Here is a 22,426-nt window from a genome sequence, read left to right as displayed (position 1 = left end):
GAGGGGAAAAAATGGCGATGGCCTTTTCCACGGGGGCCGTGCGGGCCTCGGCCCTCCCCCCCCCCCCCCCCCCCCCCCCCCCCCCCCCCCACGTCCATGGAGCTGGGTCAGTCGTCGAAGTCGTCGAAGTAATCGGGCTGGGTCTGCACGTTCAGCTCGTGCATCCGCACCCGCTTGGCCGGGTCGGTGCGACGGTCGTCGAGCCGCAGCACGTCGAGGCCCTTGACCATGTCGTTCGAGTAGATGTGGCCGTTGTAGTAGTACGCCGACCAGGAGCCGCCGGACACCACCTTCTCGGTGCTGAGCGGGCCGCGCTCGAAGTAGGCGATCTCCTTGGGCCTGGCGGAGTCGGTGAAGTCCCACACCGAGACGCCGCCCTGGTACCAGGCCTGGACCATCAGGTCCTTGCCCTTGACCGGGATCAGCGAGCCGTTGTGGGCGACGCAGTTCTCGGTGTCGGCCTGGTGACGGGGGATCTTGAAGTAGCTGCGGAAGACGAGCTTGCGCTTGTCGCCCTTGCCGACGATGTCGTAGATGCCGTCGGCACCGCGGTTGGGGCCGATCTTCGCGTTGCAGGTGGCCGCGCCGCCGCCGCCGAGCTCGTCGGTGAAGACGACCTTGTCGGCCTTCTGGTTGAAGCTCGCGGAGTGCCAGAAGGCGAAGTTGACGTTGTCCTGGACCTGGTCGATGACCTTGGGGTTCTCCGGGTCCTCGATGGAGAACAGGATGCCGTCACCCATGCAGGCGCCGGCCGCGAGGTCCTTGGAGGGCAGCACGGTGATGTCGTGGCAGCCGGTGGTCTTGGAGACGCCCGGGTTGGTGGGCGCGCCGGGGTTGCCGCCGCCGTCGGGGCCCTCGCCCGGGAAGAGGACGGGGAAGTTCACGATCGCGGCCTTCTCGGGGGCCTTGCGCGGGACCTTGATGACCGAGATGCCGTCGTGGGGTGGCTGGCAGTCGGGGAAGGCGGCGTTGGGCGAGTACGAGGAGACGTAGACGTAGACGTTCCTGCGCTCCGGTACGAGGGTGTGCGTGTGGGAGCCGCAGGCGGTCTCGACGGCGGCGACGTACTTGGGGTTGCGCTTGTCGCTGATGTCGAAGATCTTCATGCCCTCCCAGGAGGACTTCTCCGTCGCGGGCTGCGTGGTGCTGGAGCAGGAGTTGTCGCTGCGCGAGGAGTCGGTGGAGAGGAAGAGCAGGTCGCCGGAGACGGATATGTCGTTCTGGGAGCCGGGGCAGAGGACCTGGGCGACGGTCTTGGGGTTCGACGGGTTGCTGATGTCGAAGATCCGGAAGCCGTCGTAGTTGCCGGCGAAGGCGTACTTCCCCTGGAAGGCGAGGTCCGAGTTGACGCCGGCGAAGGCCTCGCGCGGGGCGTTGGCCAGGTGGGTGATGTTGTCGCTGTGGACGACCTGGTCCACACCGGGGATCTCACCGGAGCGGATGGCCGCGCGGGCCTCCGCCTGGTCCTGGCTGGAGACGGTGGCCGGTGGGGCGGGGGCGTCTCCGGGGTCGGGTACGGCGGCCGCGGGGCCGGCCGTCAGGAGTGTCGCGAGAAGTCCGGCCGCGGCGGTGGCCACGCCCAGGCGTCTGCGTCGCACGTGAGTGGTGCGCAACGGGGTCACTGCGTCGTCCTCCCTTGTCTCCGTTCGGAGTTGAACGGGTCGCGGACCCCGGCAGTATCTTCCTTTGCATGCACATCTCAACAGATGGCAACAGAGACTTAATGAACGCACCGCGATTGATGAACGCGTTCGAGCGCAGCGGCGGTCCCGGCCATTCCCCGTGCCCCTGGAGGTCCTCGTGTTGAAGCGCACCACAAGCGTCGCGGTGACAGCCGCCCTGACCGCCGTACTCGCCCTGGCGGGCTGCGAGTCGGCACCCTCGGGAACGGGGGACGAACCGCAGGCCAGGGCGGGCGGCGGGAGCGGCGGTCCGGCCGTGGTGGCCCCCGGGAAGCCGGGCGAACCCGCGCGGACGCTGTCACCGGAGGAGGCGCGGAAGGCCGTCCCGCCGGACACGCCCAACTCGGCGGACTTCACGTACGCGCAGATGATGATCGTGCACCACGGCCAGGCGCTGGAGATGACCGCACTCGCCGCGAAACAGGCCGCGTCACCGCAGGTGAAGCTGTTGGCGGCGCGGATCGCGGCGGCCCAGGAGCCGGAGATCGGCGCGATGCGGGGATGGCTGAAAAACAACGGTGGCCCCACGACGCACCCGGGGCACGACCACGGCACGATGCCCGGCATGGCCACCGGGGCCCAGATGGCCCAGTTGCGCGGCGCGCGGGGGAAGGCCTTCGACGAACTGTTCCTGAAGCTGATGGTCACCCACCACCAGGGTGCGGTCACCATGGCCACCGAGGTGCTGTCGGAGGGGAACAACGTCCAGGTGGAGGAGATGGCCAACGACGTGATCGCGCAGCAGACGGCCGAGATCAACCGCATGCGCTCCATGTGACGGCGTCCGTGTGCGCGGACGGACGCGCGCCACCTCCCGCAGTCGGCGCGGCGGTGCGATGCTGGGAGTCCCTGCGGGAAGGAGCGCAGCCGTGCTTCGTGTCGCCGTTGTCGGTTCCGGGCCGAGCGGGGTCTACACGGCCCAGTCCCTCGTCGAGCAGACCGCGGTACCGGACGTGCGCGTGCACGTCCTGGACCGGCTGCCATGCCCGTACGGGCTGGTGCGCTACGGGGTGGCGCCGGACCACGAGAAGATCAAGTCACTCCAGAACAACCTGCGCGCGGTCCTGGAGCACGAGCGGGTCGGGTTCGTCGGGAACGTCGAGGTCGGCGCGCACGGCCTGACGCCCGAGCGGCTGCTGGAGCTCTACCACGCGGTCGTCTACTGCGTGGGCGCGGCACGGGACCGCAGGCTCGGCGTGCCGGGCGAGGACCTGCCGGGCAGCTACTCGGCCACCGACTTCGTCTCCTGGTACAGCGCCCATCCGGACGCCGCCGCGGGCGGATTCGTGCTGGGCGCCCGTTCGGCCGTGGTGATCGGCGTCGGCAACGTGGCCGTCGACGTCGCGCGGATCCTCGCGCGCGGCCCCGAGGAACTGCACCCCACCGACGTACCCCAGACGGCGCTGGGCGCGCTGGCCGCGAGCCGGGTGCGCGAGGTGCACATGGTGGGCAGGCGGGGCCCCTCACAGGCCAAGTTCACCACCAAGGAGCTGCGCGAACTGGGCGCGCTGCCCCAGGCCAGGGTGGAGGTCGAGCCCTCTGACCTGGCGCTCGACCCGGCGTACGCCGACCCGGCGGGGCTCCCGGCGGTCAACCGGCGCAACGTGGAGGTGGTGCGCGCCTGGGCGGAGGGCACCGGCTGGGAGCCCCGGGAGCGGGTCATCCGGGTGCGGTTCTTCCTCAGGCCGGTGGAGGTGCTGGAGCAGGACGGCAGGGCGGCCGGTGTGCGTTTCGAGCGCACGGTTCCGGACGGTTCCGGCGGGGTGCGCGGGACCGGGGCGTACGAGGACATCGAGGCGCAGTTGGTGCTGCGGGCGGTCGGGTACCGGGGCGTACCGCTGCCGGGGCTGCCGTTCGACGCGACGCGCGGGACGGTGCCGCACGCGGCGGGGCGGGTGCTGCGGGACGGGGTGCCGTCGGCGGGCGAGTACGTGGCGGGGTGGATCAAGCGCGGTCCGACCGGCGTGATCGGCACCAACCGGCCGTGCGCCAAGGAGACGGCCACGTCGCTCCTGGCGGACGCCCCGGCGCTGGCCCGGCGGGCGGTGGCGGACGACCCGCTGGCCACCCTCCGCGCGTGGGGCCACCAGCCGGTGGAGTGGCCCGGCTGGCTGTCCATCGAACAGGCGGAGGCGGCCCTCGGCCGCACCCTGGGCCGGGGCTCGGTCAAGATCCCCGACTGGTCCGGCCTCCTGTCGGCAGCGGGGCAGGGCTGACGGGCCGGCGGTGACCGGGTCGGGCCCGGCGGGGCGGGCGGGCAGGGCGTGGCCCGGTGGGGCCAGCCGGCCGGGCGTGGCCCGGTGGGGCGGGCAGGGCTGTTGCGGGGCCCGTGTGGGCTGTGCCGAGCCGGTGCGGGGCCCGCGCCGAGCCCGTGCGGCGGGCCGTACCGAGCCCGTGCCGGCGCGTGCCGTTACGTGGGGGCCGGGAGGGCCGTGCGGGGCGGTGCGGTCATGCGGGGGCCGGGCGGGCGGCCTGGCTCTCGGCGGCGGCGAGGACGGTGTCCAGAAGGCCCGGGAAGAGCGCGTCGAGGTCCTCACGGCGGAGGCCGTTCATCTTGGCCGTGCCCCGGTAGCACTGGCGGATGACGCCGCTCTCGCGGAGGACGCGGAAGTGGTGCGTGGTGGTCGACTTGGTGACCGGCAGTTCGATGTACGAGCAGGCCACCTCGGCATCAGCCGCCGCCAGTTCGCGTACGACGCGCAGCCGCATCGGGTCCGAGAGCGCGTGGAGCACGCCTTCGAGGCGGATCTCGTCGCGCGTGGGGTGGGCGAGCTCGCGCGGGCTGGTGGCGGTGGTCACGACGGCTCCAGATTCATCGGGTTCCTCCATTGTACGAGAAGCCTCGTAGTTTGACAGGCGCCGTACTACGATGGTTATCGTACGAGCCGTACAGCCGTACAGCCGTACAGCCGTACAGCCGTACACCGGCCCGCCTGGCCCCGCCCGGCCCCACCCTGAACGGAGTCCGCCGTGAGCGCACTGTTCGAGCCCCGCACCCTGCGGTCGCTGACCGTCCCCAACCGCGTCTGGATGGCGCCGATGTGCCAGTACAGCGCCGAGGCGTTCGGCCCGAGCGCGGGCGTGGCGAACGACTGGCACTTCGCCCACTACGCGGCCCGCGCCGCCGGCGGCACCGGCCTGATCCTGCTGGAGGCGACCGCCGTCTCCCCCGAGGGCCGGATCAGCCCGTACGACCTCGGCATCTGGAACGACACCCAGGTCGAGGCGCTGCGCCGGATCACCGGCTTCCTCAAGGGCCAGGGCACCGTCCCCGGCATCCAGATCGGCCACGCGGGCCGCAAGGCGTCGACCGACCAGCCCTGGAAGGGCGGCGCCCCCGTGGGCACCGACGCGCACGGCTGGCAGCCGGTCGCCCCGAGCCCCCTACCCTTCGACGACGGCCACCCCGTGCCGGACGAGCTGACGCGGGACCGGATCGGCGAGGTCGCCCGGCAGTTCGCCGACGCGGCGCGGCGCGCCCGGGACGCGGGCTTCGAGGTCGTCGAGATCCACGGGGCGCACGGGTACCTGATCGGCGAGTTCCTCTCCCCGCACAGCAACCACCGCACCGACGAGTACGGCGGCTCCTTCGAGAACCGCACGCGCTTCGCCCTGGAGGTCGTGGACGCGGTACGGGAGGTGTGGCCCGAGGAACTGCCGCTGTTCTTCCGGATCTCGGCCACCGACTGGCTGGAGGAGGCGGGCTGGACGGCCGACGACACCGTCCGCTTCGCCGCGCTGCTCAAGGAGCACGGCGTGGACCTGCTCGACGTGTCGAGCGGCGGCAACGCGCCGCGCGCCCGCATCCCCGTCGGACCGGGCTACCAGGTGCCCTTCGCGGCGCGGGTGAAGGAGGAGACGGGGCTGCCGGTCGCCGCCGTCGGGCTGATCACCGAGGCCGGGCAGGCCGAGAAGATCGTCGCCAACGGCGAGGCGGACGCGGTCCTGCTCGGCCGCGAGCTGCTGCGCAACCCCTCCTGGGCGCGGCACGCGGCGCGTGAGCTCGGTGGTGACGTGCACGTGCCGGACCAGTACCACCGCTCGGTCTGACCTGCGCAAACGCCGCCTTCGGGGGCCACTGTCAGTGGGTGGGTGCAGACTGGCCCGTATCCGCGACAAAGGCGTCCAGGAGGTGTCGGCGATGACCGACGTACTACTGACCGTAGGCACCCGCAAGGGACTGTTCATCGGCCGCAGGCGTGGCGGCCGGTGGGAGTTCGAGGGACCGCAGTTCAACGCGCAGGCCGTCTATTCGATCGGCATCGACATGCGCCGGACCACGCCCCGGCTGCTCGTCGGAGGGGACAGCACGCACTGGGGCCCCTCGGTGTTCCACTCCGACGACCTGGGGGCGACATGGACGGAGCCGGCGCAGCCGGCCGTCAAGTTCCCGAAGGACACCGGGGCTTCGCTGGAGCGGGTGTGGCAGTTGCACCCGGCCGGGCCGGCGGCGCCCGGCGTGGTGTACGCGGGCACCGAGCCCGCCGCGCTGTTCCGCTCCGAGGACGGCGGCGAGACCTTCGAGCTGGTCCGCCCGCTGTGGGAGCACCCCACCCGGTCCCAGTGGGTGCCGGGTGGCGGCGGTGAGGGGCTGCACACGGTCGTCACGGACCCGAGGGACCCGGACGCCGTGACGGTCGCGGTGTCCACGGCGGGCGTGTTCCGCACCCTGGACGGCGGCCGGAGCTGGTCGCCGTCCAACCAGGGGGTGTCGGCGGTCTTCCTGCCGGATCCGAGCCCGGTGTTCGGGCAGTGCGTGCACAAGATCGTCCAGGACGCGGGCGACCCGGACCGGCTGTACCTCCAGAACCACTGGGGGGTGTACCGCAGCGACGACGCGGGTGCCAAGTGGACCGACATCGGCGCGGGGCTGCCGTCGGACTTCGGCTTCGCGGCGGCCGCGCACCCGCACCGCGCCGAAGTGGCGTACGTCTTCCCCATCCAGGCCGACTCCGACCGCGTACCGGCGGAGCGGCGGTGCCGGGTCTACCGCACGAGCGACGCGGGCGGCACGTGGGAGGCCCTGTCGGCCGGCCTGCCGGACGGCGACCACTACGGCACGGTGCTCCGCGACGCGATGTGCACGGACGACGCGGACCCGGCCGGTGTCTACTTCGGCAACCGCAACGGCGAGCTGTACGCGAGCGCCGACGAGGGCGACAGTTGGCAGTTGCTGGCGTCCCACCTGCCGGATGTGCTGTGCGTGCGGGCGGCGGTGATCGGCTGACCTCAGGCCGCCCGGCCCTTGCGCAGGAAGCGGCGCAGCTTCGTCAGGGGCCAGGTGTTGATGACGTCGTCCTTCGTCAGCCATCCGCGCTGGGCGGTTCCCACTCCGTACCGCATGTACGGCAGGTGCGTGACGGAGTGGGCATCGGAGTTCACCGCGAACTTCACGCCGTACCGCTTGGCGCGCAGGATGTCCTCGTCGCGCAGGTCGAGGCGCTCCGGATGGGCGTTGATCTCCAGCGCGGTGCCCGTCGCGGCGCACGCCTCGAAGACCGCGTCGAAGTCGGCGTCCAGGCCCGGGCGTTTGCCGATGCGGCGGGTGGTGGGATGGCCGATGACCGCGACGTACGGGTTCTCGCAGGCACGGATGAGCCGGCGCGTCAGGGCCTGCCTGCTCTGGTTGAAGTGCGAGTGGACGGAGGCCACGCACAGGTCGAACTCCGCCAGGAATTCGGGGGGCCAGTCGACCTCGCCGTCGGGGTCGATGTTGAGTTCCGTGCCGTGCAGCAGGCGCATCCCGTGGTGCCGGCGGTCCAGTTCCCGTACGCGTTCGCGCTGCGCCAGCATCTTCTCGTCGGTCATGCGCTGCATGTACAGGTTGGGGGCGTGGTCGGTGATCGCGTAGTAGGCGTAGCCGCGTGCGGCGGCCGCGGCGACCATGTCCTCCAGCGGGGCGAGGCCGTCGGTGAGGTCGGTGTGGGTGTGCAGGTCGCCCCTGATGTCGCCGTCCTGGACCAGGTCGGGCACCTCGTCCCGCAGCCCTGCCGCGATCTCGCCCCGGTCCTCGCGCAGCGGGGGCGGGATCCATGGCAGGCCGAGCCGGGCGTAGATGTCCTCTTCCGTCTCGGAGGTGACCATGTCGCCGCTCTCGGCGTCGAAGAGCCCGTACTCGGAGAGCTTGAGCTTGTGGCGCACGGCGATCTCGCGGGTGCGGATGTTGTGCGCCTTGGACCCGGTGAAGTACTGGAGTCCGGCTCCCCAGGAGGCGGGCGGCAGGACCCGCAGGTCCACCTGGAGGCCCTTGGTGGTACGGATCGACGTCTTCTTCTCGCCGTGCGCGATGACCTCGGCGGTGTGCGGAAGGGCACCGAGGGCCTCCATGAACGGCGCCGACCTCTCCGCCGCCACGAGGATGTCGATGTCGCCGATCGTCTCCTTCATGCGGCGCAGGGACCCCGCGTAGGTGCACCGCGCGCAGCCGGAGATGGCGGACAGTTCGGCGACGATCTGTTCGGCGACGTCCATGGCGGCGCTGACGAGGATGCGGCCTTCGCCGGCCTTCTGCATGAGCGCGATGCCGTGGAGGATGTTCGCCTCGGTCTTCTCGCCGAAGCCCTTCAGGTCGCGCAGCCGCTCCTGGTGGATGGCGTCGAGGAGCTGGTCGACGGAGGTGATGCCCAGTTCCTCGTGGAGGACCATCGCCTTCTTGGGGCCGAGCGTCGGGATGGTGATCAGCTCCCGGACGCCGGCGGGGATCGACGCCCTGGTCTCCTCGATCGTGGAGACCTGGCCGGAGTGCAGGTACTCGACGACCTTCTCGGCAATGGACTTGCCGACGTTGGGGATGTCCTTCAGGCCCTTGGCGTCGAGCTTGGAGATGTCGGCGTGGTAGCCGCCGATGGCTCGGGCCGCCTTCTCGTACGCGCGCGCCTTGAAGGCGTCGCCTCCGGTGATGGCGATGAGGTCGGCGTACTCCTGGAGCAGCGCTTCGACCTCTTCGTTGGGTCGGGGCATACCTCCAGGGTGCTCCGGCATCACCGAGGGGGCACGCCGGGGATCATCGCGGTGACCGTGGCCGCCGTGGCGACGGCGACCGCCGTCAGACGCCGGTAGTCGAGGGTGTCGGGGGTGTCGGTCGGCCGGTGGTAGTGGGGGTTACGGAAGTTGGCCGTGTCGGTGAGCATCAGGGCCGGGATACCCGTGTTCCAGAAGGCCGCGTGGTCGCTGCGGTCGAGGTGGGCCAGCGCGGGCGCCGCCAGGCCGGCCAGGGCGCCCAGGGGGCCCTGGGGGCGGGGATCGCACAGGGTGACGCAGGGCAGCGCGGGCTCGGTGGCCCGCGCGGCGGCGTGCCAGAGGGCGGCCGCCGCCCGGGTGGAGCGCCGGTGGACCACGAGGGTGAAGTCGCCGCGCAGCCCGGCCGAGCGGACGGAGGCGGCCACGCGGGGGAAGGCGGTGCCGAACCCGGGCGGCATCCGCTGGCTGCCGGGATCGGCCCGGAAGTACCCGACGGACTCCAGGCAGATCATGCCCGTGACCTCGCGGTTGCGGCGCAGCCACTGGGCGGCGAACCGGGAACCGATCAGGCCCAGTTCCTCCATGTCGAACACCATGAACGTGACGTCCGGAGGGCTCGGCATCCCGCCGAGTAGCCGGGCGGTCTCCAGCAGCGCGGCCACTCCCGAGGCGTTGTCGTCGGCGCCCGGGGCGGCGTCGACGGTGTCGAGATGGGCTCCGACGACGACGGTCGGGCGGCGGACGCCGGCCGGTGGTTCGGCCAGCAGGTTCGCACCGGTCAGCCGCGGGTGCAGGCGGAACCGCAGGGGCAGCGCCCGGTGACCGCGCCGGTCGGTGGAGCCGGGGCGCCACCGCACGTCGAACGGCTGGCGCACGGCCGGCCGGCCCGCGGCGGCCAGTTCGGCCGCCACGTGCGCCTCGGCCCGCAGCATGGCCCCGGGGGCGCGGGTCCGGCTGCGCGGGCCGTCGGCGAGCGACTCGACGTCCCGGCGCACGCGCCGGGGGTCGGCGCGCGAGGTCAGCTCCCGGACGACGTCGCCCAGGGCCACGGGTCCGGCCTCCGGTACACGGGCCGGCATCTCCGTCACCGCCTTCCCTCACGGCTTGCCCCACCGCCTTCCCCCATGGTCGGGGCTCGCACGGGCGACGGCCACCGGCGGCGTCACGCGGGGCACGGGCCACCGCGGGACTCGGGCCATCGCGGGCGAGGGCCACCGGCGGGGCCTCCGGGCGGCGTCACGGGCGGCTCGGGCGTCACAATGGGGTGAGGGGCGCCCCTGCCGTCGCGGAGAGGCGGTCGATGCCCGTGCGGTACACAGCCGTGACTGCCCTGAGCCACTCCGGGCTGCTGCGCGACCACAACGAGGACAGCCTGGTCGTCGGGCCCTGGACCCTGTGCGGCACCGAGACCGAGAACCCCCAGTCCCTGGTGTTCGCGCTGGGCACCCCGCTCGTTGTGGCGGTCGCCGACGGGCTGGGTGGACAGCCGGCCGGCGAGGTGGCCAGCTCCCTGGTCGTCCGCCGGCTCGCCTCGCTGGGTCCGTCCCTGGACGGTGAGGCCGCCGTCCGTGAGGCCCTGGACGACTGCAACCGCGCGGTGTACTCGGCCGCCGAGGGCCGTCCCGAGCTGGTGACCATGGGGACCACGGTCGCGGGAGCCGTGGTGCTGGAGGATTCGCTGCTGACGTTCAACGTCGGCGACAGCAAGGTGTACCGGGCCGCCGAGGACGGGCTCCGCCAGGTGAGCGTGGACGACAGCCCGCCGCCGGCGCCCGGGCGGCGCACCACGTCGGCCGTCACCCAGACGCTCGGCGGCGGCTACGCGTTCAGCGCCGTCACCCCCCATGTGGCGACCTCCCCGCTGGACACCGGCGACCGCTTCCTGGTGTGCAGCGACGGGCTGACCGATCCGGTGCCGGACGACGAGCTGGAGAGCCTGCTGCGGGACCGTGCCGACGGCAGGGCCGCCTTCGAGCTGTGGAAGGCAGCGATGGACGCCGGAGGGCCCGACAACATCACCCTCGCCCTGCTGCGCATCGGCGAATAGGCCCGGGAGGCGGAAGCGGGCCAGGGAGGCGGAAGCGGCGCCACGGCCCTACGGTGGTCTGGGAGGCCGCCGGCACCCGGACGCCGGCCCGCCGATCAGGCCGAGGAGGTCGCTGCGATGGAGAGGCACTTCGTCTGGACGACGACCCGCCGTATCAAGCCGGGCACCCTGGACGAGTTCGAACGGGCGTGGCGCCCGGGCGCGCACCCGGACGGCATGATCCGCGCGTTCGCGTTCTGGTCCGAGGACGGCCAGGAGATCACCGGAGTGTCCTTCTGGGAGTCCAAGGAGGCGTGCGACAACTGGCGGCGGTCCGAGGCGGAGAAGCAGCGGCGCGAGGCCATGGCCCCGTTCGTCGTCGAGGAGCGGGAGGACTTCCTGCGCGGCGGCGAGCTCAGCATCCCCGATCGGTAGACGTCCCCGAGCGGCAGACGTCCCCGAGCGGCAGGCGTGCTGTTGATCGGCCGGTAGGGTGACCTGCCGTGGCAGCACGACCGTTGAAAGAAATCGTCGAGCCGGGCTGGGCGGACGCCCTCGCGCCGGTGGCCGAACGCATCGCCCGCATGGGCGACTTCCTCCGCACGGAGATCGCCGCCGGGCGCACCTACCTCCCGGCCGGACCGCATGTCCTGCGGGCGTTCCAGCAACCGTTCCACGAGGTACGGGTCCTGATCGTCGGACAGGACCCATACCCGACCCCGGGACACGCGGTGGGGCTGAGCTTCTCCGTGGCGCCGGAGGTGCGACCGCTGCCGGGCAGCCTGGAGAACATCTTCCGGGAGCTGAACTCCGACCTGGGGCTGCCCCGGCCCTCCAACGGCGACCTGACGCCGTGGACCCGGCAGGGGGTGCTGCTGCTCAACAGGGCGCTGACCACCGCGCCGCGCCGGCCGGCCGCGCACCGCGGCAAGGGCTGGGAGGAGGTCACCGAGCAGGCCATCAAGGCGCTCGTGGCACGCGGCAAGCCGCTGGTGTCCGTGCTGTGGGGGCGGGACGCCCGCAACCTCCGTCCGCTGCTCGGCGACCTCCCGGCGATCGAGTCGGCGCACCCCTCCCCCATGTCGGCGGACCGGGGCTTCTTCGGCTCGCGGCCGTTCAGCCGGACGAACGAGCTCCTGGTCCGGCAGGGCGCGCAGCCGATCGACTGGCGGCTGCCGTGACGCGTCCCCCGGACGGGGGGTGGGTGCTGGGGGCCGACTCCGGCGGGTCCGGTCTGCGGGTCGCCCTCGGGGCCGTACGTGAGCCGGCCCCGGAGGGCGGCGGCGTACGGGTCGTGGACGGCGTGGAGTTCGGGGAGCCGGTGCGCACCGGGGCGGGCGGGATCGACGCGGGGCACCTGCTGGAGCGGCTGCTGCCCGCCGCCGAGGGGCTGCTCGGGCGGGCCGGGGGCGGCCGGCTCGCGGCGGTGGCGGTCGGGGCGGCCGGGATGGCGACGCTCGGGGACGAGTTGCGGGCCACGCTCCCGGAGGCGCTGCGCCGTTCACTGGGGGTGGGTCGGCTCGCGCTGGCGGCCGACGCCGTGACCGCGTACGCCGGGGCGCTCGGACAGCAGCCGGGAGCGGTGGTGGCGGCGGGCACCGGCCTGATTGCGCTGGGCACGGACCTGTCGGGCTGGCGGCGCGCGGACGGCTGGGGGCACCTGCTGGGCGACTGCGGCAGCGGGGCGTGGATCGGCCGCGCCGGGCTGGAGGCGGCGCTGCGCGCCCACGACGGGCGGCGCGGTGGCTCGGCGGCGCTGCTGGCGCGGGTCGAGGCGCTGTTCGGGCCGCCCGCGGCGCTGCCGGGCCTGCTCTACCCGCGCGCCGACCGGCCCGCGGTGCTGGCCTCGTTCGCGCCCGAGGTCGCCCGGTGCCGTGCGGACGGCGACCCGGTGTCGGCCGGCATCCTGGCGACGGCCGCCCGGCACATCGCGGAGGCGGCGGCGGCCGTCTGCCCGCCCGGCCACGACGAGCCGGAAGTGGCCCTGACGGGCGGCCTGTTCAAGGTGGGCGACCCGCTCCTCGTACCGCTGCGGGCGGAGCTGGCGGAGCACCTGCCGTACGCGCGTACGGTGCCCGCCGCCGGGGACCCGCTGGACGGCGCGTTGGCCGTCGCGGCGGCCCTGGCCACGGACACGCTCCGGCTGCCTCGCGAGCCGGGCATGCTGGACACAACCATCCTCCAGCCGACCGATCGGACATAGCCGGACAGAGGACACTCAGCGCCCCCTCTCACTGATCGGACATAGCTGGACAGAGGGCGCCTGACCGCCCCCTCCCCAAGCGTCGGAACAGGTAAAGCCAGTAGCATGCGGCGCCATGAGCTCCCCCACTGGGCCCGCTTCCGGCCTGCCTGTACGAATGCCGCGACCCCGACAGTCCGGGCGGCACCGTCGCCCTGAACCCGTGGCGGCCCCCGAGGGCGCGCCCGCGCTCGTTCTCGCCGTTCCCGGCGCCCCTTCCGCCGCTGTCCGCAGCCTGGCCGAAGAGGTCGTGAGCATCGCTCGTTCCGAGCTGCCCGGCCTGGAGGCCGCGATCGGCTTCCTGGACGGCGACGACTCCGAGTACCCCACGCTCTCGGCCGTCCTGGAGCGGGCCGCCGCGCTGCGTGTCGAGCGGTACGAGCTCGCGAAGGCCGCCGGCCGTGAGGTCGCCGAGCCCGAGGGCCCGGCCGCCGTCGTGGTGCCACTCCTGGCGGGCCCGGACAGCGCGCTGACGGACCGCATACGGCAGGCCGTCGCGGACAGCGGCGCGGCCGCCGAGACGACCGACGTACTGGGACCCCACCCGCTGCTCGCGGAGGCGCTGCACGTGCGCCTGTCCGAGGCGGGGCTGGCCCGTGCCGACCGGGCGCGGCTGTTCACGGTCGCCACGGCTGCCGACGGCATCGTGCTGGCGACGGTCGGCGGCGAGGAGGCCGTGCGGGCCGCCGGGATCACCGGCATGCTGCTGGCCGCCCGGCTCGCCGTCCCGGTGATGGCGGCCGCGCTGGACCAGGAGGGTTCGGTGGCGGCGGTCGCCGAGCAGTTGCGCGGCTCGGGCTCGGCGCAGCTCGCGCTCGCGCCGTACCTGATCGGCCCGGAGCTGGCCGAGGGTCTGCTGGACGACGCCGCGAAGGCGGCGGACTGCCCGGTGGCCGAGCCGCTGGGCGCGTACCCGGCGGTCGGCAAGCTGGTGCTGTCGCAGTACACGACGGCGCTGGGCATCGCGCCGCAGCCGCAGGGGACCCCGGTCCGCTGACGAGGGCTGACGAGGCCTGACAGGGGCCCGCACCGGCAGACGTCCGGTGCGGGCCCTTCGTGTCACGCGAAGGCCACACAGGTGGCCGCCGGAACCTGGATCGCGCCCGCCCGGCCGGGCACGCCCGTGGCGGGGTCGACGTCGAACCAGGTCACGTCGCCGGAGCGCTCGTTGGCCACGTACAGCCGCCGCCCCTCGGGGTCCAGGGCGAGGTCCCTGGGCCAGCGACCGCCGCACGGGACGGCGGTGACCGGCCGGGGCCGTTCGCCGCTGTCGTCGAGGGCCAGGACGTTGATGGTGTCGGCGCCGCGTACGGCCGCCCACAGGAACCGCCCGTCGGGCGAGGCGGCGATCCCGGAGGGGTAGCTCACGGTGTCCGTCGGCAGGGCCACCTCCCGTACGGGTGCGAGGGTGCCCGTGGCTTGGTTCCAGCGGCAGACGGTGAGCGTGGGCGTCAGCTCGGCCAGGACGTAGACGTGGCTGCCCGACGGGTGGAGGGCGAGGTGGCGCGGGCCGCTGCCGGGGCGCAGCGCGGTCTCGCCGTGCGGCGTCAGCGCGCCCGTCGCGGGGTCGAGGGCGAGGACGCGTACGGAGTCGGTGCCGAGGTCCACGCTCAGGACCCAGCGGCCGCCGGGGACGGGCACCACTTGGTGGGCGTGCGGGCCTTCCTGCCGGTCCGGGTGCGGGCCGCTGCCCCGGTGCGGCAGCACGCCCGCGGCGGGCTCCGGTACGCCGTCCGGGCCCAGCGGCAGGGCGCTCACGCTGCCGGAGCCGTAGTTGGCGGTGAGCACGTGTCCGTGGGCGAGCGCCAGATGCGTCGGGTGCGTCCCGCGTACCGGCGCGGGGGCGCCGAGCAACCGGGGCACGGGGCCCGTGACGTCGAAGGCGGCGACGGCTCCGTCCTCCGTCTCGCTGGCCGCGTAGAGCACGTCGCCGCCGGGCGCGGCGATCAGGAACGACGGGTCCGGCACCGCGCCGGAGGCGCCCGTGACGGTCAGCGCGCCCGTCTCGCGGTCCACGGCGGCCGCGACGACCCCGCGCCCTCCCGCCGAGGTGAACGACCCGATGTACGCGCTCCCGCTGCCCCGCCCCGCCCCGTCCACCACCGCGCTGCCCCTCTCCGCCCACCCGTCCGACGCCGGCGCGCCCGACCCGGTACGCGCCGACGCTAGCAGGTCTAGACCAAGCCCGGCGTGGGGTTCTGGGGTTACGCGCGCACCGATCAGCGGGGGTTACCCGCCGATCAGCCGGGGCTACGCGCCGATCAGCGGCTCTCCCGGGGCCGTGCGCAGCGGCGCGGCCAGCTCGGTGAGCGCGCGTTCCAGGCTGTGCAGGTGCGCAAGCGCCGACCCGGCGGCGGCTCCTTGGGCGTGCGGGGCGTCGGCGGGTGCGGTCTGCTCGGGCCCGGCCGCGGTTGCGGGGGCGTGCGGGGCGCCGGCGGGGGCGGGCCCGGCCGTGGCTGCCGCCCCGGGGGAGGCGTCGGCGGGCGCGGTGCGGGCCTGGCGGGCCTTCTCCGGGGTCGTGAGGGCTTCCACGGCGGCCTCCACGCGCCAGCAGGCGGCGGCCAGCCGGGCGTCGTGGGACGCCTCGGGGTCCGCCGCCACGGAGGCGAGGCCCCGCACCTCCCGGGCGCACGCGTCGAGCAGCGCGAGCACCTGCCGGGCGCGGGCCTTGCGGGCGCGCAGCGGGCTCAGCGGATGCACCAGCGGGGCCAGCGAGAGCCGTACCCGGCCGAGCAGGGCCTCCAGCTCGGCGACGTGCGGGGACGGGTCGGCGCCCGGAGTGCCGGACAGGCGGGCGGCGGCCTCGGCGGTGCAGACGTGCACGCAGCGCAGGGCGCGCTGGATCCAGGCGTCCGTGGTGGCGTGGGTCGTCACGGGCAGCACGAACAGCACGGCCAGCACCGCGCCGATCGCCCCGGCCCCGGTCTCCAGGGCCCGCAGGGCGAGCAGGGCCGGGTCGAGCACCCCGAGCAGCCCGTAGAGGGCCCCGGCCATCAGGGTCACGGACAGCATCATCCAGGTGTACGAGACGGCGGCCGTGTAGAAGATGCCGAAGACGCACACCGCGACCACGACGGCCGTGGGCACGGCGGCGCCGTCCAGCGGGACGACGGCGACCAGGCCGACGGCGATGCCGAGCAGCGTGCCGAGGACCCGCCGGAAGCCGCGCACCAGGGTCTCGCCGCGCGAGGCGGTGTTGACGAAGATCCACCAGGTGGCGCCGACGGCCCAGTACCAGCGCTCCCCGGAGAGCATCTGGCCGATGACGAGCGCCACGGCACCGCCGACGGTCGCCTGGACCGCCTGGCGCGTGGTGACGCGGGCCAGCCCCCGCCCCTCGTCCGGGGCCTGGACGGCCGGCGGCGGCAGGCGCCGCTCGTAGCACCACAGGCCGAAACGGACGGCCGAGGAGCAGAGCAGGGACAGGGCGACCGCGGCGTACAGCTCGGGCAACTGCCCGGGCAGGGTGTGCAGGAACTGCGTCACGAAGAACGTCATGAACGCGAAGACACCGAGAGAGTGGCCGCGCGGCCCCCAGCGGCGGGCGTAGACCCCGGCGCCCATGACGGCGAGGAAGGCCACGTCCCGGGCGACCGGGTGGTCGTGCAGGACGGCGGCGACGGCGAGCACCGGGAAACCGACGACGGGCAGCAGGGCCGTGGTGGCCACCTGCGCCCGGACCGTGGTGTCCGTGACGGTGAAGAGCGCGAGGAGCGCGGCGAGCCCACCGGTGATGGCCGCCGCGAGGGAGTGCCCGGCCAGTCCGCACACCGCCACCGCCACGCTGATGCCGAGGACGGCCCGGGTGGCGCTGCGCAGTCGCAGCCGCCCCGGGTCCGGAGCCACGAACACCCTCTTCAGCACAGTTTTCCCGCCCCTTCGACGTTCCGGCATGAAAAAGGCGCCGCGGGATCCGCAGCGCCATCGACACCCCCATGACACCACCCATCGGCCCGATGGCTCAACTCGACGGAACACCACCGGGCCATTGGCCCAGAGTCGCGGGCGGGTGGAGTTCGCGGACAGCGCCAATGGCCGACTCAAGGGCGCACACGGCCGAGGTCGAAGAAGAGAGGGGAAGCGAACCGATGCGCCTGGCCCCACCGCCAGGTCCCGTGCCAGGGGAGCGCACATGACGACCACGACCAGGCCGGACCCGGCCCCGAAGCCGACGCCGCCGGTGGACGGGGGTGACGGCACCGGCGGCCCGCCCGCCCCCTTCGCGGTACGCCACCGGCGTCTCGTGGCCGTACTCGCGCTGCTGCTGATGGCCCTGTCCGGGCTGCTCGGTCACGACGTGGCCGGCCGGCTCTCCTCGGGCGGGATCGTGCCGCCCGGGGCGGAGTCGATGCGCGCGGAGGAGATCCTCCGGCGGGACTTCGGGGCGGGCCGGCCGGATCTGGTGCTGCTGGCCCGTACGGACGCCTCGGGGGGCGGCGGCGTGGACGCCCCCGCCTCCGTCTCGGCCGGCCGGCTGGTGGAGCGGCGGCTGGCCGCCGATCCCGGGGTCGAGCGCGTCCAGTCGTACTGGACACCCGGTGCGCCGGAGCCGGTGAGGGCCGCGCTGCGGGAGCGGGAGGGACGGGGCGCGCTGGTGCTGGCCTGGCTGCGCGGCGGTGACCACGAGCGGGGCAGGACCGCCGAGCGCGTGGTGCCGGACGTGACCGGACGGTTCGGGGCACTGGAGGTGAAGGCCGGGGGCGAGGCGGCCACCCGGGTCGAGGTGGCCCGCCAGGCCTCCCGTGACGCGCGGCTGAGCGAGCTCGTCGCCCTGCCGGTCACCGCCACGCTCCTGCTGCTGGTGTTCCGCTCCCTGGTGGCCGCCGCGCTGCCGGTGCTGGTCGGGGTCTTCGCGGCGCTCGGCACCACGGCGCTGCTGCGCCGCCTCACCGAGTTCACCGAGGTCTCGGTGTACGCGCTGAACATCGGCACCGCCCTGGCGTTCGCGCTGGCGATCGACTACAGCCTGTTCCTGGTCAGCCGGTACCGGGAGGAGTGCCTGGGCGGCGCGACGACCGCCCGGGCCCTGCACACGGCGCTGCGCACGGCCGGCCGGGCGGTGGCCTTCTCGGCCGGCACGGTCGCGTGCAGCATGGCCGCCCTGCTGGTCTTCCCGCACCCGCTGCTGCGCTCCCTCGGGTACGCGGGCGTGGCGGTCACGGTCATGGCCGCCGTCGGCAGCCTGGTCGTGCTGCCGGCCGTCCTCGCGCTGTTGGGCGACCGGCTGGAGCGCCTGGACGTGTTCGCCCGGTGGCGCCGCCGTTCGCGGGCGGACCGGGCGACGGCGCGGGGCGGCTGGGGGCGGATCGCGCTGGCGGTCATGCGGCGGCCGCTGGCGACGGGGATTCCGGTCACGTGCCTGCTGGTGCTGCTGGCGCTGCCGTTCACCGACGTCCGGTTCACCATGTCCGACGACCGGGTGCTGCCCGCCGGGACCGCCGCCGGGGACGTCGGCCAGGCGTTGCGCGGCGACTTCCCCGACTCGCCGGTCGGGGCGACCACGATCGCCCTGCCCGGCTTCGACGCCCGCTCCCGCGCCGGCGAACTGGACCGCTACGCCCGCCGGGTCTCGGGCGTGGCGGGTGTGGAGCGGGTGGACACGGCCACCGGGACGTACGCCCACGGCCGGCTCGTCGCCCGCACCTCGCCGTCGGCCGCGCGGTTCGTGCCGCCGCCCGGTACGGGGGCGCGCGGCGCGTACCTGTCGGTGGCCACGGCCGGCGAGCCGGGCGATCCCGCCTCCGCCGACCGCGTCGAGGCGATCCGGGACGTGCCGGCGCCGGTCCGCGCGCAGGTGGGCGGGTTCGCGGCCAGGGTCGCCGATGTGCGCGCGGCGATCGGCGACCGGCTCGGCCTGGCCCTGACGCTGGTGGGCGCTTCCATGTTCGCCCTGGTCCTGGGGCTGACCCGGCGGCCCGTGCTGGCCGTCAAGGCGCTGGTGCTGAACACGCTGAGTCTGTGCGCGACCTTCGGCGCCCTGGTCCTCGTCTTCCAGGAGGGCCATCTGCGGTGGCTGGTGGGGGACTTCGTCACGACGGGCGGTCTCGACGTGCAGTTGCCGGTGGTGACCTTCTGCGTCGCGTTCGGCCTGTCCATGGACTACGAGTGCATGCTGCTGTCCCGGATCGTCGAGGAGCGGCGCGCGGGGGCGGACACGGTGACGGCGGTGGCCCGCGGACTGGACCGTACCGCCCGCCTGTTCACCTGGTCGGCCACCATCCTGGCGGTGGTCATGGTGGCGCTGGCGACCTCCGGGCTGGTGTTCCTGAAGGCCGTCGGCGTCGGGCTCGCCCTGGCCGCCGTACTGGACGCGACCGTGGTCCGCGGCCTGCTGGTCCCCGCCGTGATGCGGCTGGCCGGACGCGCCAACTGGTGGTCGCCGTCCTGGCTGGGCGGCAGGGGAGCGAAGGGTGGGCCATTGGTACGGTGATCCCAGGGAATGCCGTACCAGAAGGGGGCTGAGGGGCCATGGCGGTCGACGAGCTGGACACCCGCATCCTCCGGCTGCTGATCGAGCAGCCGCGCACCAGCGTGCGTGAGTACGCGCGGATCCTGGGCATCGCGCGCGGCACCCTCCAGGCCCGTCTCGACCGCCTGGAGCGCGAGGGCGTGATCACCGGTTCGGGTCCGGTGATCTCGCCCGCCGCGCTCGGGCACCCGGTGCTGGCGTTCGTGCACATCGAGGTCACCCAGGGGCACCTGGACGAGGTGGGTGACGCGCTCGCCGCCATCCCCGAGATCGTCGAGGCGTTCTCGATCACCGGCGGCGGGGACCTGCTCACCCGGGTCGTGGCGCGGGACAACGGGCACCTGGAGGACGTCATCCAGCGGCTGATCCAGCTCCCGGGCGTGGTGCGCACGCGCACGGAGATGGCGCTGCGCGAGCGCGTGCCGCACCGGCTGCTGCCGCTGGTGGAGGCGGTGGGCCGGTCGGCGGGCCGGCGGCGGGGGTGAGCGGCGCCGGGGGGCGGCTTGGCATGCTGGGGCCATGAGCACCTCTCGTACCGCCGTCATATTCGACCTCGACGGCACGCTGGTCGACAGCGAGCCGAACTACTACGAGGCGGGGCGCCGGCTCCTGGAGCGCTACGGCGTCACGGACTTCGGCTGGGAGCGCCACACCGACTTCATCGGCATCGGGACGCGCGAGACGCTGGAGATCCTCAGGGAGGAGTACGGGATCGACGCGCCGATCGAGGAGCTGCTGGCGGGGAAGAACCGGCACTACCTGGAGCTGGCGCGCGCCGCGACCGAGGTGTTCCCCGAGATGCGGGCGTTCGTGGAGCTGCTGCACGCGGAGGGCGTGCCGATGGCCGTCGCGTCCGGTTCGTCGCGCACCGCGATCGAGGCGGTCCTCGGCGGTACGGGGCTGGACGCGTACCTCACCACGCTGGTGTCGGCCGAGGAGGTCGAGCGGGGCAAACCTGCCCCGGACGTGTTCCTGGAGGCGGCGCGCCGCCTCGGGATCGAGCCGGCGCACTGCGTCGTCCTGGAGGACGCCCCACCCGGCGCGGCGGCGGCCGAGGCGGCCGGCATGCGGTGCGTCGCGGTGCCCTACGTGCCGGGCACGGCCGACGACCCGGCGTTCGCCGGCGCGGGGCTGCTGGTACGCGGCGGCCAGGCCGAGTTCACGGCCCGGGCGGCGTACGACTTCGTGATGACGGGCCGTTAGAGCGCCGGAACGCGGGCGGGACGGGCGGGACGGACGGCCCCTGGGCGGCCGGGCCCCGGGGCGCGGGCCGTTGAACCGGGCGGGCCAGGCGGACGGCCTTGGGCGGCCGGGGCGCTTGCCGCCTCCGGCGCCGAGGGCGAAGGCGCCCCCGCCCCCCGAGGCGGCCGCCGTCGCCGGAAAACGCGTTGCCCGGCGGCCGGGCGGCGCGGGAGGCTCCCCCCATGTCCGATACCAGAACCGGCGGTTCGCATGACGTGTCCGCCCTCTTCTCCCACGGCCGCCTGACGGCCATCCCGCGCAAGCCGGCCCGGCGCGAGCAGTTGCTCGTCCACCTCGCCGAGACGCTGTTCGAGCCGGGCCGCTCCTACACCGAGCCCGAGGTGAACGAGGCGCTGCGCACGGTGCACGAGGACTGTTCCGCGCTGCGCCGCTACCTGGTGGTCGGCGGCATGCTGGCCCGTACCCGGGACGGCGCCGCCTACCACCGCGTCGCGTAGCCGTCAGAACCGGGCGTGGGCGGTGATGTCCGCGCCGAACTGGTCGATCATCTCCGGGGTCACGGTCGGCCGGCACTGCGCGATGGCCTCCAGGTAGTCCTCGGTGCTCGCCCCGGGCGTCCGGACCTGCTCGCCCCGGTCGCCCAGGTCCCGCTCGAACGCGGTCTGGGCGGCGATCCGGGCGGCGTGCTCGATGTCGGCCGGGGTGAACAGGTCGCTGGCGGCGACCAGGACGGAGACGTCCACGTCGGACCGGCCGTCGGTGTACCGGGACCAGATCGCGGCGCGCGCCGCCTTGTCCGGCGTACCGATCGGGATGAGGTAGTCGAACCTGCCGGGGCGCAGGAACGCGGGGTCCAGGGAGCGGATGGAGTTGGTGGCGCACACCAGCAGGCGCTCGTCGCCCTCCCGGAACCGGGGTATCAGCTTGAGCAGTTCGTTGGTGACCCCGTGCATCCCGCCGGGCTGCGCGGGCTCGGTGCGTACGGGGGCGATCTCCTCGACCTCGTCGATGAAGACGAGCACGCGCTCAAGCTCGGAGATCCGGGCGAACGCGCTGCGCAGCGCGGCCGCCAGGTTCCCCTCGTCGGCGAGCCGGGACGGCAGGAGTTCGACGAAGGGCCAGCCGAGCCGGGAGGCGATGCCCCGGGCGAAGGTGGTCTTGCCGGTGCCGGGCGGCCCGAACAGGGTGATGGCGCGCGGCGGCCGCACCCCGTGCCGGGCGGCCCGCTCGGGCTGGGCGAGGGGCAGGACGACCCGCCGCTCGATCAGGTCCTTCTCCGCCTCCATGCCGGCGACCTTGCCCCACAGGTCGCCCGGCAGGAAGCTCCCGCCGAGGTCCTCCAGCAGGTTCGCGGCGGGCCCGTGCAGCGGCTCGACCTTCTCGAAGTACGCCACGGCGGGCTGGCGTGTGTAGCCGGCGTTGAGCAGGCCCTCACCGACGAGTTCCTCCTCCGGGAGGACGTAGGCGATCCGCCCGACCCGGGCGGCGACGAGGCGCCGCTCCAGCTCCACCAGCAGCGCGCTCGCCAAGCCCCGGCCGCGCCAGGCCGGCGAGATGGCGATGCGCATCACCCACGCGCGTTCCCCGGCCACGCACGCGAGCGCCGCCCCGATGGGCGCGCCCTGGTGGACGGCGACGACCGCCGGCTGGCGGGACGTCAGCGCGCCGATGCACTCGGCGAGTGAGAACACGGACTCCTGCCCGAGCTCGGCCGTGGTGTCGATCAAGTGGACGACCGCCGCGAGATCGCTTTCACGGTAGTCGTGGATCAGCCAGTTCACCGGTACCACCCCTCGTTCGTGCTGTTCCGGCGAGGCTAGGGGCGGCGGCATGGCCGGTCCTGT

At 74.1% G+C, this 22,426-nt stretch carries 20 protein-coding genes; 13 read left to right on the top strand and 7 right to left on the bottom strand.

Going from position 1 to position 22,426, the window contains the following annotated elements; genetic code table 11:
- Positions 1-107: 107 nt before the first annotated feature.
- Complete coding sequence (locus tag ACZ46W_RS33935) at positions 108-1,622, bottom strand: LVIVD repeat-containing protein (protein ID WP_468345963.1); 1,515 nt, start codon at positions 1,620-1,622, stop codon at positions 108-110.
- 181 nt (positions 1,623-1,803) lie between these two features.
- Between ACZ46W_RS33935 and ACZ46W_RS33930 the strand changes: the two genes are divergently transcribed.
- Positions 1,804-2,460, top strand: a complete 657-nt coding sequence (locus tag ACZ46W_RS33930; protein WP_468345961.1) for a DUF305 domain-containing protein — start codon at positions 1,804-1,806, stop codon at positions 2,458-2,460.
- Positions 2,461-2,551: 91 nt separating this feature from the next.
- Complete coding sequence (locus ACZ46W_RS33925) at positions 2,552-3,898, top strand: FAD-dependent oxidoreductase (protein ID WP_468345959.1); 1,347 nt, start codon at positions 2,552-2,554, stop codon at positions 3,896-3,898.
- Between the two features lie 232 nt (positions 3,899-4,130).
- Here ACZ46W_RS33925 and ACZ46W_RS33920 read toward each other — a convergent pair whose 3' ends face one another.
- Complete coding sequence (locus ACZ46W_RS33920; protein ID WP_468345957.1) at positions 4,131-4,481, bottom strand: ArsR/SmtB family transcription factor; 351 nt, start codon at positions 4,479-4,481, stop codon at positions 4,131-4,133.
- Between the two features lie 171 nt (positions 4,482-4,652).
- Between ACZ46W_RS33920 and ACZ46W_RS33915 the strand changes: the two genes are divergently transcribed.
- The gene (locus tag ACZ46W_RS33915) at positions 4,653-5,732 is read left to right on the top strand and encodes an NADH:flavin oxidoreductase/NADH oxidase (RefSeq protein WP_468345955.1); all 1,080 of its coding nucleotides are present in this window, start codon (positions 4,653-4,655) and stop codon (positions 5,730-5,732) included.
- A 91-nt stretch (positions 5,733-5,823) separates the two neighbouring features.
- A complete protein-coding gene (locus tag ACZ46W_RS33910; protein WP_468345953.1) occupies positions 5,824-6,909 on the top strand; it encodes a WD40/YVTN/BNR-like repeat-containing protein in 1,086 nt (361 codons plus the stop codon).
- A gap of 2 nt (positions 6,910-6,911) precedes the next feature.
- Here ACZ46W_RS33910 and polX read toward each other — a convergent pair whose 3' ends face one another.
- Together polX and ACZ46W_RS33900 are read right to left on the bottom strand one after the other, a co-directional pair.
- A complete protein-coding gene (gene polX / locus ACZ46W_RS33905; RefSeq protein ID WP_468345951.1) occupies positions 6,912-8,642 on the bottom strand; it encodes a DNA polymerase/3'-5' exonuclease PolX in 1,731 nt (576 codons plus the stop codon).
- A gap of 20 nt (positions 8,643-8,662) precedes the next feature.
- Positions 8,663-9,721, bottom strand: a complete 1,059-nt coding sequence (locus tag ACZ46W_RS33900; protein WP_468346012.1) for a M28 family peptidase — start codon at positions 9,719-9,721, stop codon at positions 8,663-8,665.
- 227 nt (positions 9,722-9,948) lie between these two features.
- Here ACZ46W_RS33900 and ACZ46W_RS33895 point away from each other — a divergent pair, with 227 nt between their 5' ends.
- The 5 genes from ACZ46W_RS33895 (at position 9,949) to ACZ46W_RS33875 (ending at position 13,907) form a co-directional block, all read left to right on the top strand.
- Positions 9,949-10,689 carry a PP2C family protein-serine/threonine phosphatase gene (locus ACZ46W_RS33895; RefSeq protein WP_468346010.1) on the top strand — a complete coding sequence of 247 codons (741 nt, stop codon included), beginning with the start codon at positions 9,949-9,951 and terminating at the stop codon, positions 10,687-10,689.
- Between the two features lie 117 nt (positions 10,690-10,806).
- Complete coding sequence (locus tag ACZ46W_RS33890; RefSeq protein WP_468345949.1) at positions 10,807-11,103, top strand: antibiotic biosynthesis monooxygenase family protein; 297 nt, start codon at positions 10,807-10,809, stop codon at positions 11,101-11,103.
- A 68-nt stretch (positions 11,104-11,171) separates the two neighbouring features.
- On the top strand, positions 11,172-11,849 hold the full coding sequence (locus ACZ46W_RS33885) for a uracil-DNA glycosylase (protein WP_468345947.1): 678 nt from the start codon (positions 11,172-11,174) through the stop codon (positions 11,847-11,849).
- Positions 11,846-12,871 carry an N-acetylglucosamine kinase gene (locus ACZ46W_RS33880; protein ID WP_468345945.1) on the top strand — a complete coding sequence of 342 codons (1,026 nt, stop codon included), beginning with the start codon at positions 11,846-11,848 and terminating at the stop codon, positions 12,869-12,871. The genes ACZ46W_RS33885 and ACZ46W_RS33880 overlap by 4 nt, the downstream gene beginning before the upstream one ends.
- Before the next feature lie 115 nt (positions 12,872-12,986).
- The gene (locus tag ACZ46W_RS33875; protein WP_468345943.1) at positions 12,987-13,907 is read left to right on the top strand and encodes a sirohydrochlorin chelatase; all 921 of its coding nucleotides are present in this window, start codon (positions 12,987-12,989) and stop codon (positions 13,905-13,907) included.
- 62 nt (positions 13,908-13,969) lie between these two features.
- Here the strand turns inward: ACZ46W_RS33875 and ACZ46W_RS33870 are convergent, their stop codons facing one another.
- Complete coding sequence (locus tag ACZ46W_RS33870; protein WP_468345941.1) at positions 13,970-15,013, bottom strand: lactonase family protein; 1,044 nt, start codon at positions 15,011-15,013, stop codon at positions 13,970-13,972.
- Positions 15,014-15,160: 147 nt separating this feature from the next.
- Positions 15,161-16,774 (bottom strand): FUSC family protein, encoded by a 1,614-nt coding sequence (locus tag ACZ46W_RS33865; RefSeq protein WP_468345939.1) that lies wholly within the window; start codon positions 16,772-16,774, stop codon positions 15,161-15,163.
- 268 nt (positions 16,775-17,042) lie between these two features.
- On the opposite strand from ACZ46W_RS33865, the gene ACZ46W_RS33860 reads away from it, so the two are divergent.
- From ACZ46W_RS33860 to ACZ46W_RS33845, 4 genes are all read left to right on the top strand, one after another.
- Entirely contained in the window at positions 17,043-19,340 is a 2,298-nt protein-coding gene (locus ACZ46W_RS33860; protein WP_468345937.1) for an MMPL family transporter, read from the top strand.
- A 38-nt stretch (positions 19,341-19,378) separates the two neighbouring features.
- A complete protein-coding gene (locus tag ACZ46W_RS33855) occupies positions 19,379-19,864 on the top strand; it encodes an Lrp/AsnC family transcriptional regulator (protein WP_366126671.1) in 486 nt (161 codons plus the stop codon).
- A 34-nt stretch (positions 19,865-19,898) separates the two neighbouring features.
- Complete coding sequence (locus ACZ46W_RS33850) at positions 19,899-20,582, top strand: HAD family hydrolase (protein WP_468345934.1); 684 nt, start codon at positions 19,899-19,901, stop codon at positions 20,580-20,582.
- 221 nt (positions 20,583-20,803) lie between these two features.
- Entirely contained in the window at positions 20,804-21,079 is a 276-nt protein-coding gene (locus ACZ46W_RS33845) for a DUF2087 domain-containing protein (protein WP_468345932.1), read from the top strand.
- Positions 21,080-21,082: 3 nt separating this feature from the next.
- On the opposite strand, the gene ACZ46W_RS33840 is transcribed toward ACZ46W_RS33845, so the two are convergent.
- A complete protein-coding gene (locus tag ACZ46W_RS33840) occupies positions 21,083-22,363 on the bottom strand; it encodes a GNAT family N-acetyltransferase (RefSeq protein ID WP_468345930.1) in 1,281 nt (426 codons plus the stop codon).
- Positions 22,364-22,426 lie beyond the last annotated feature (63 nt).

It is taken from the genome of Streptomyces sp. NPDC031064, from assembly GCF_055570965.1.
This window is presented reverse-complemented; position numbering and strand designations above follow the sequence as displayed.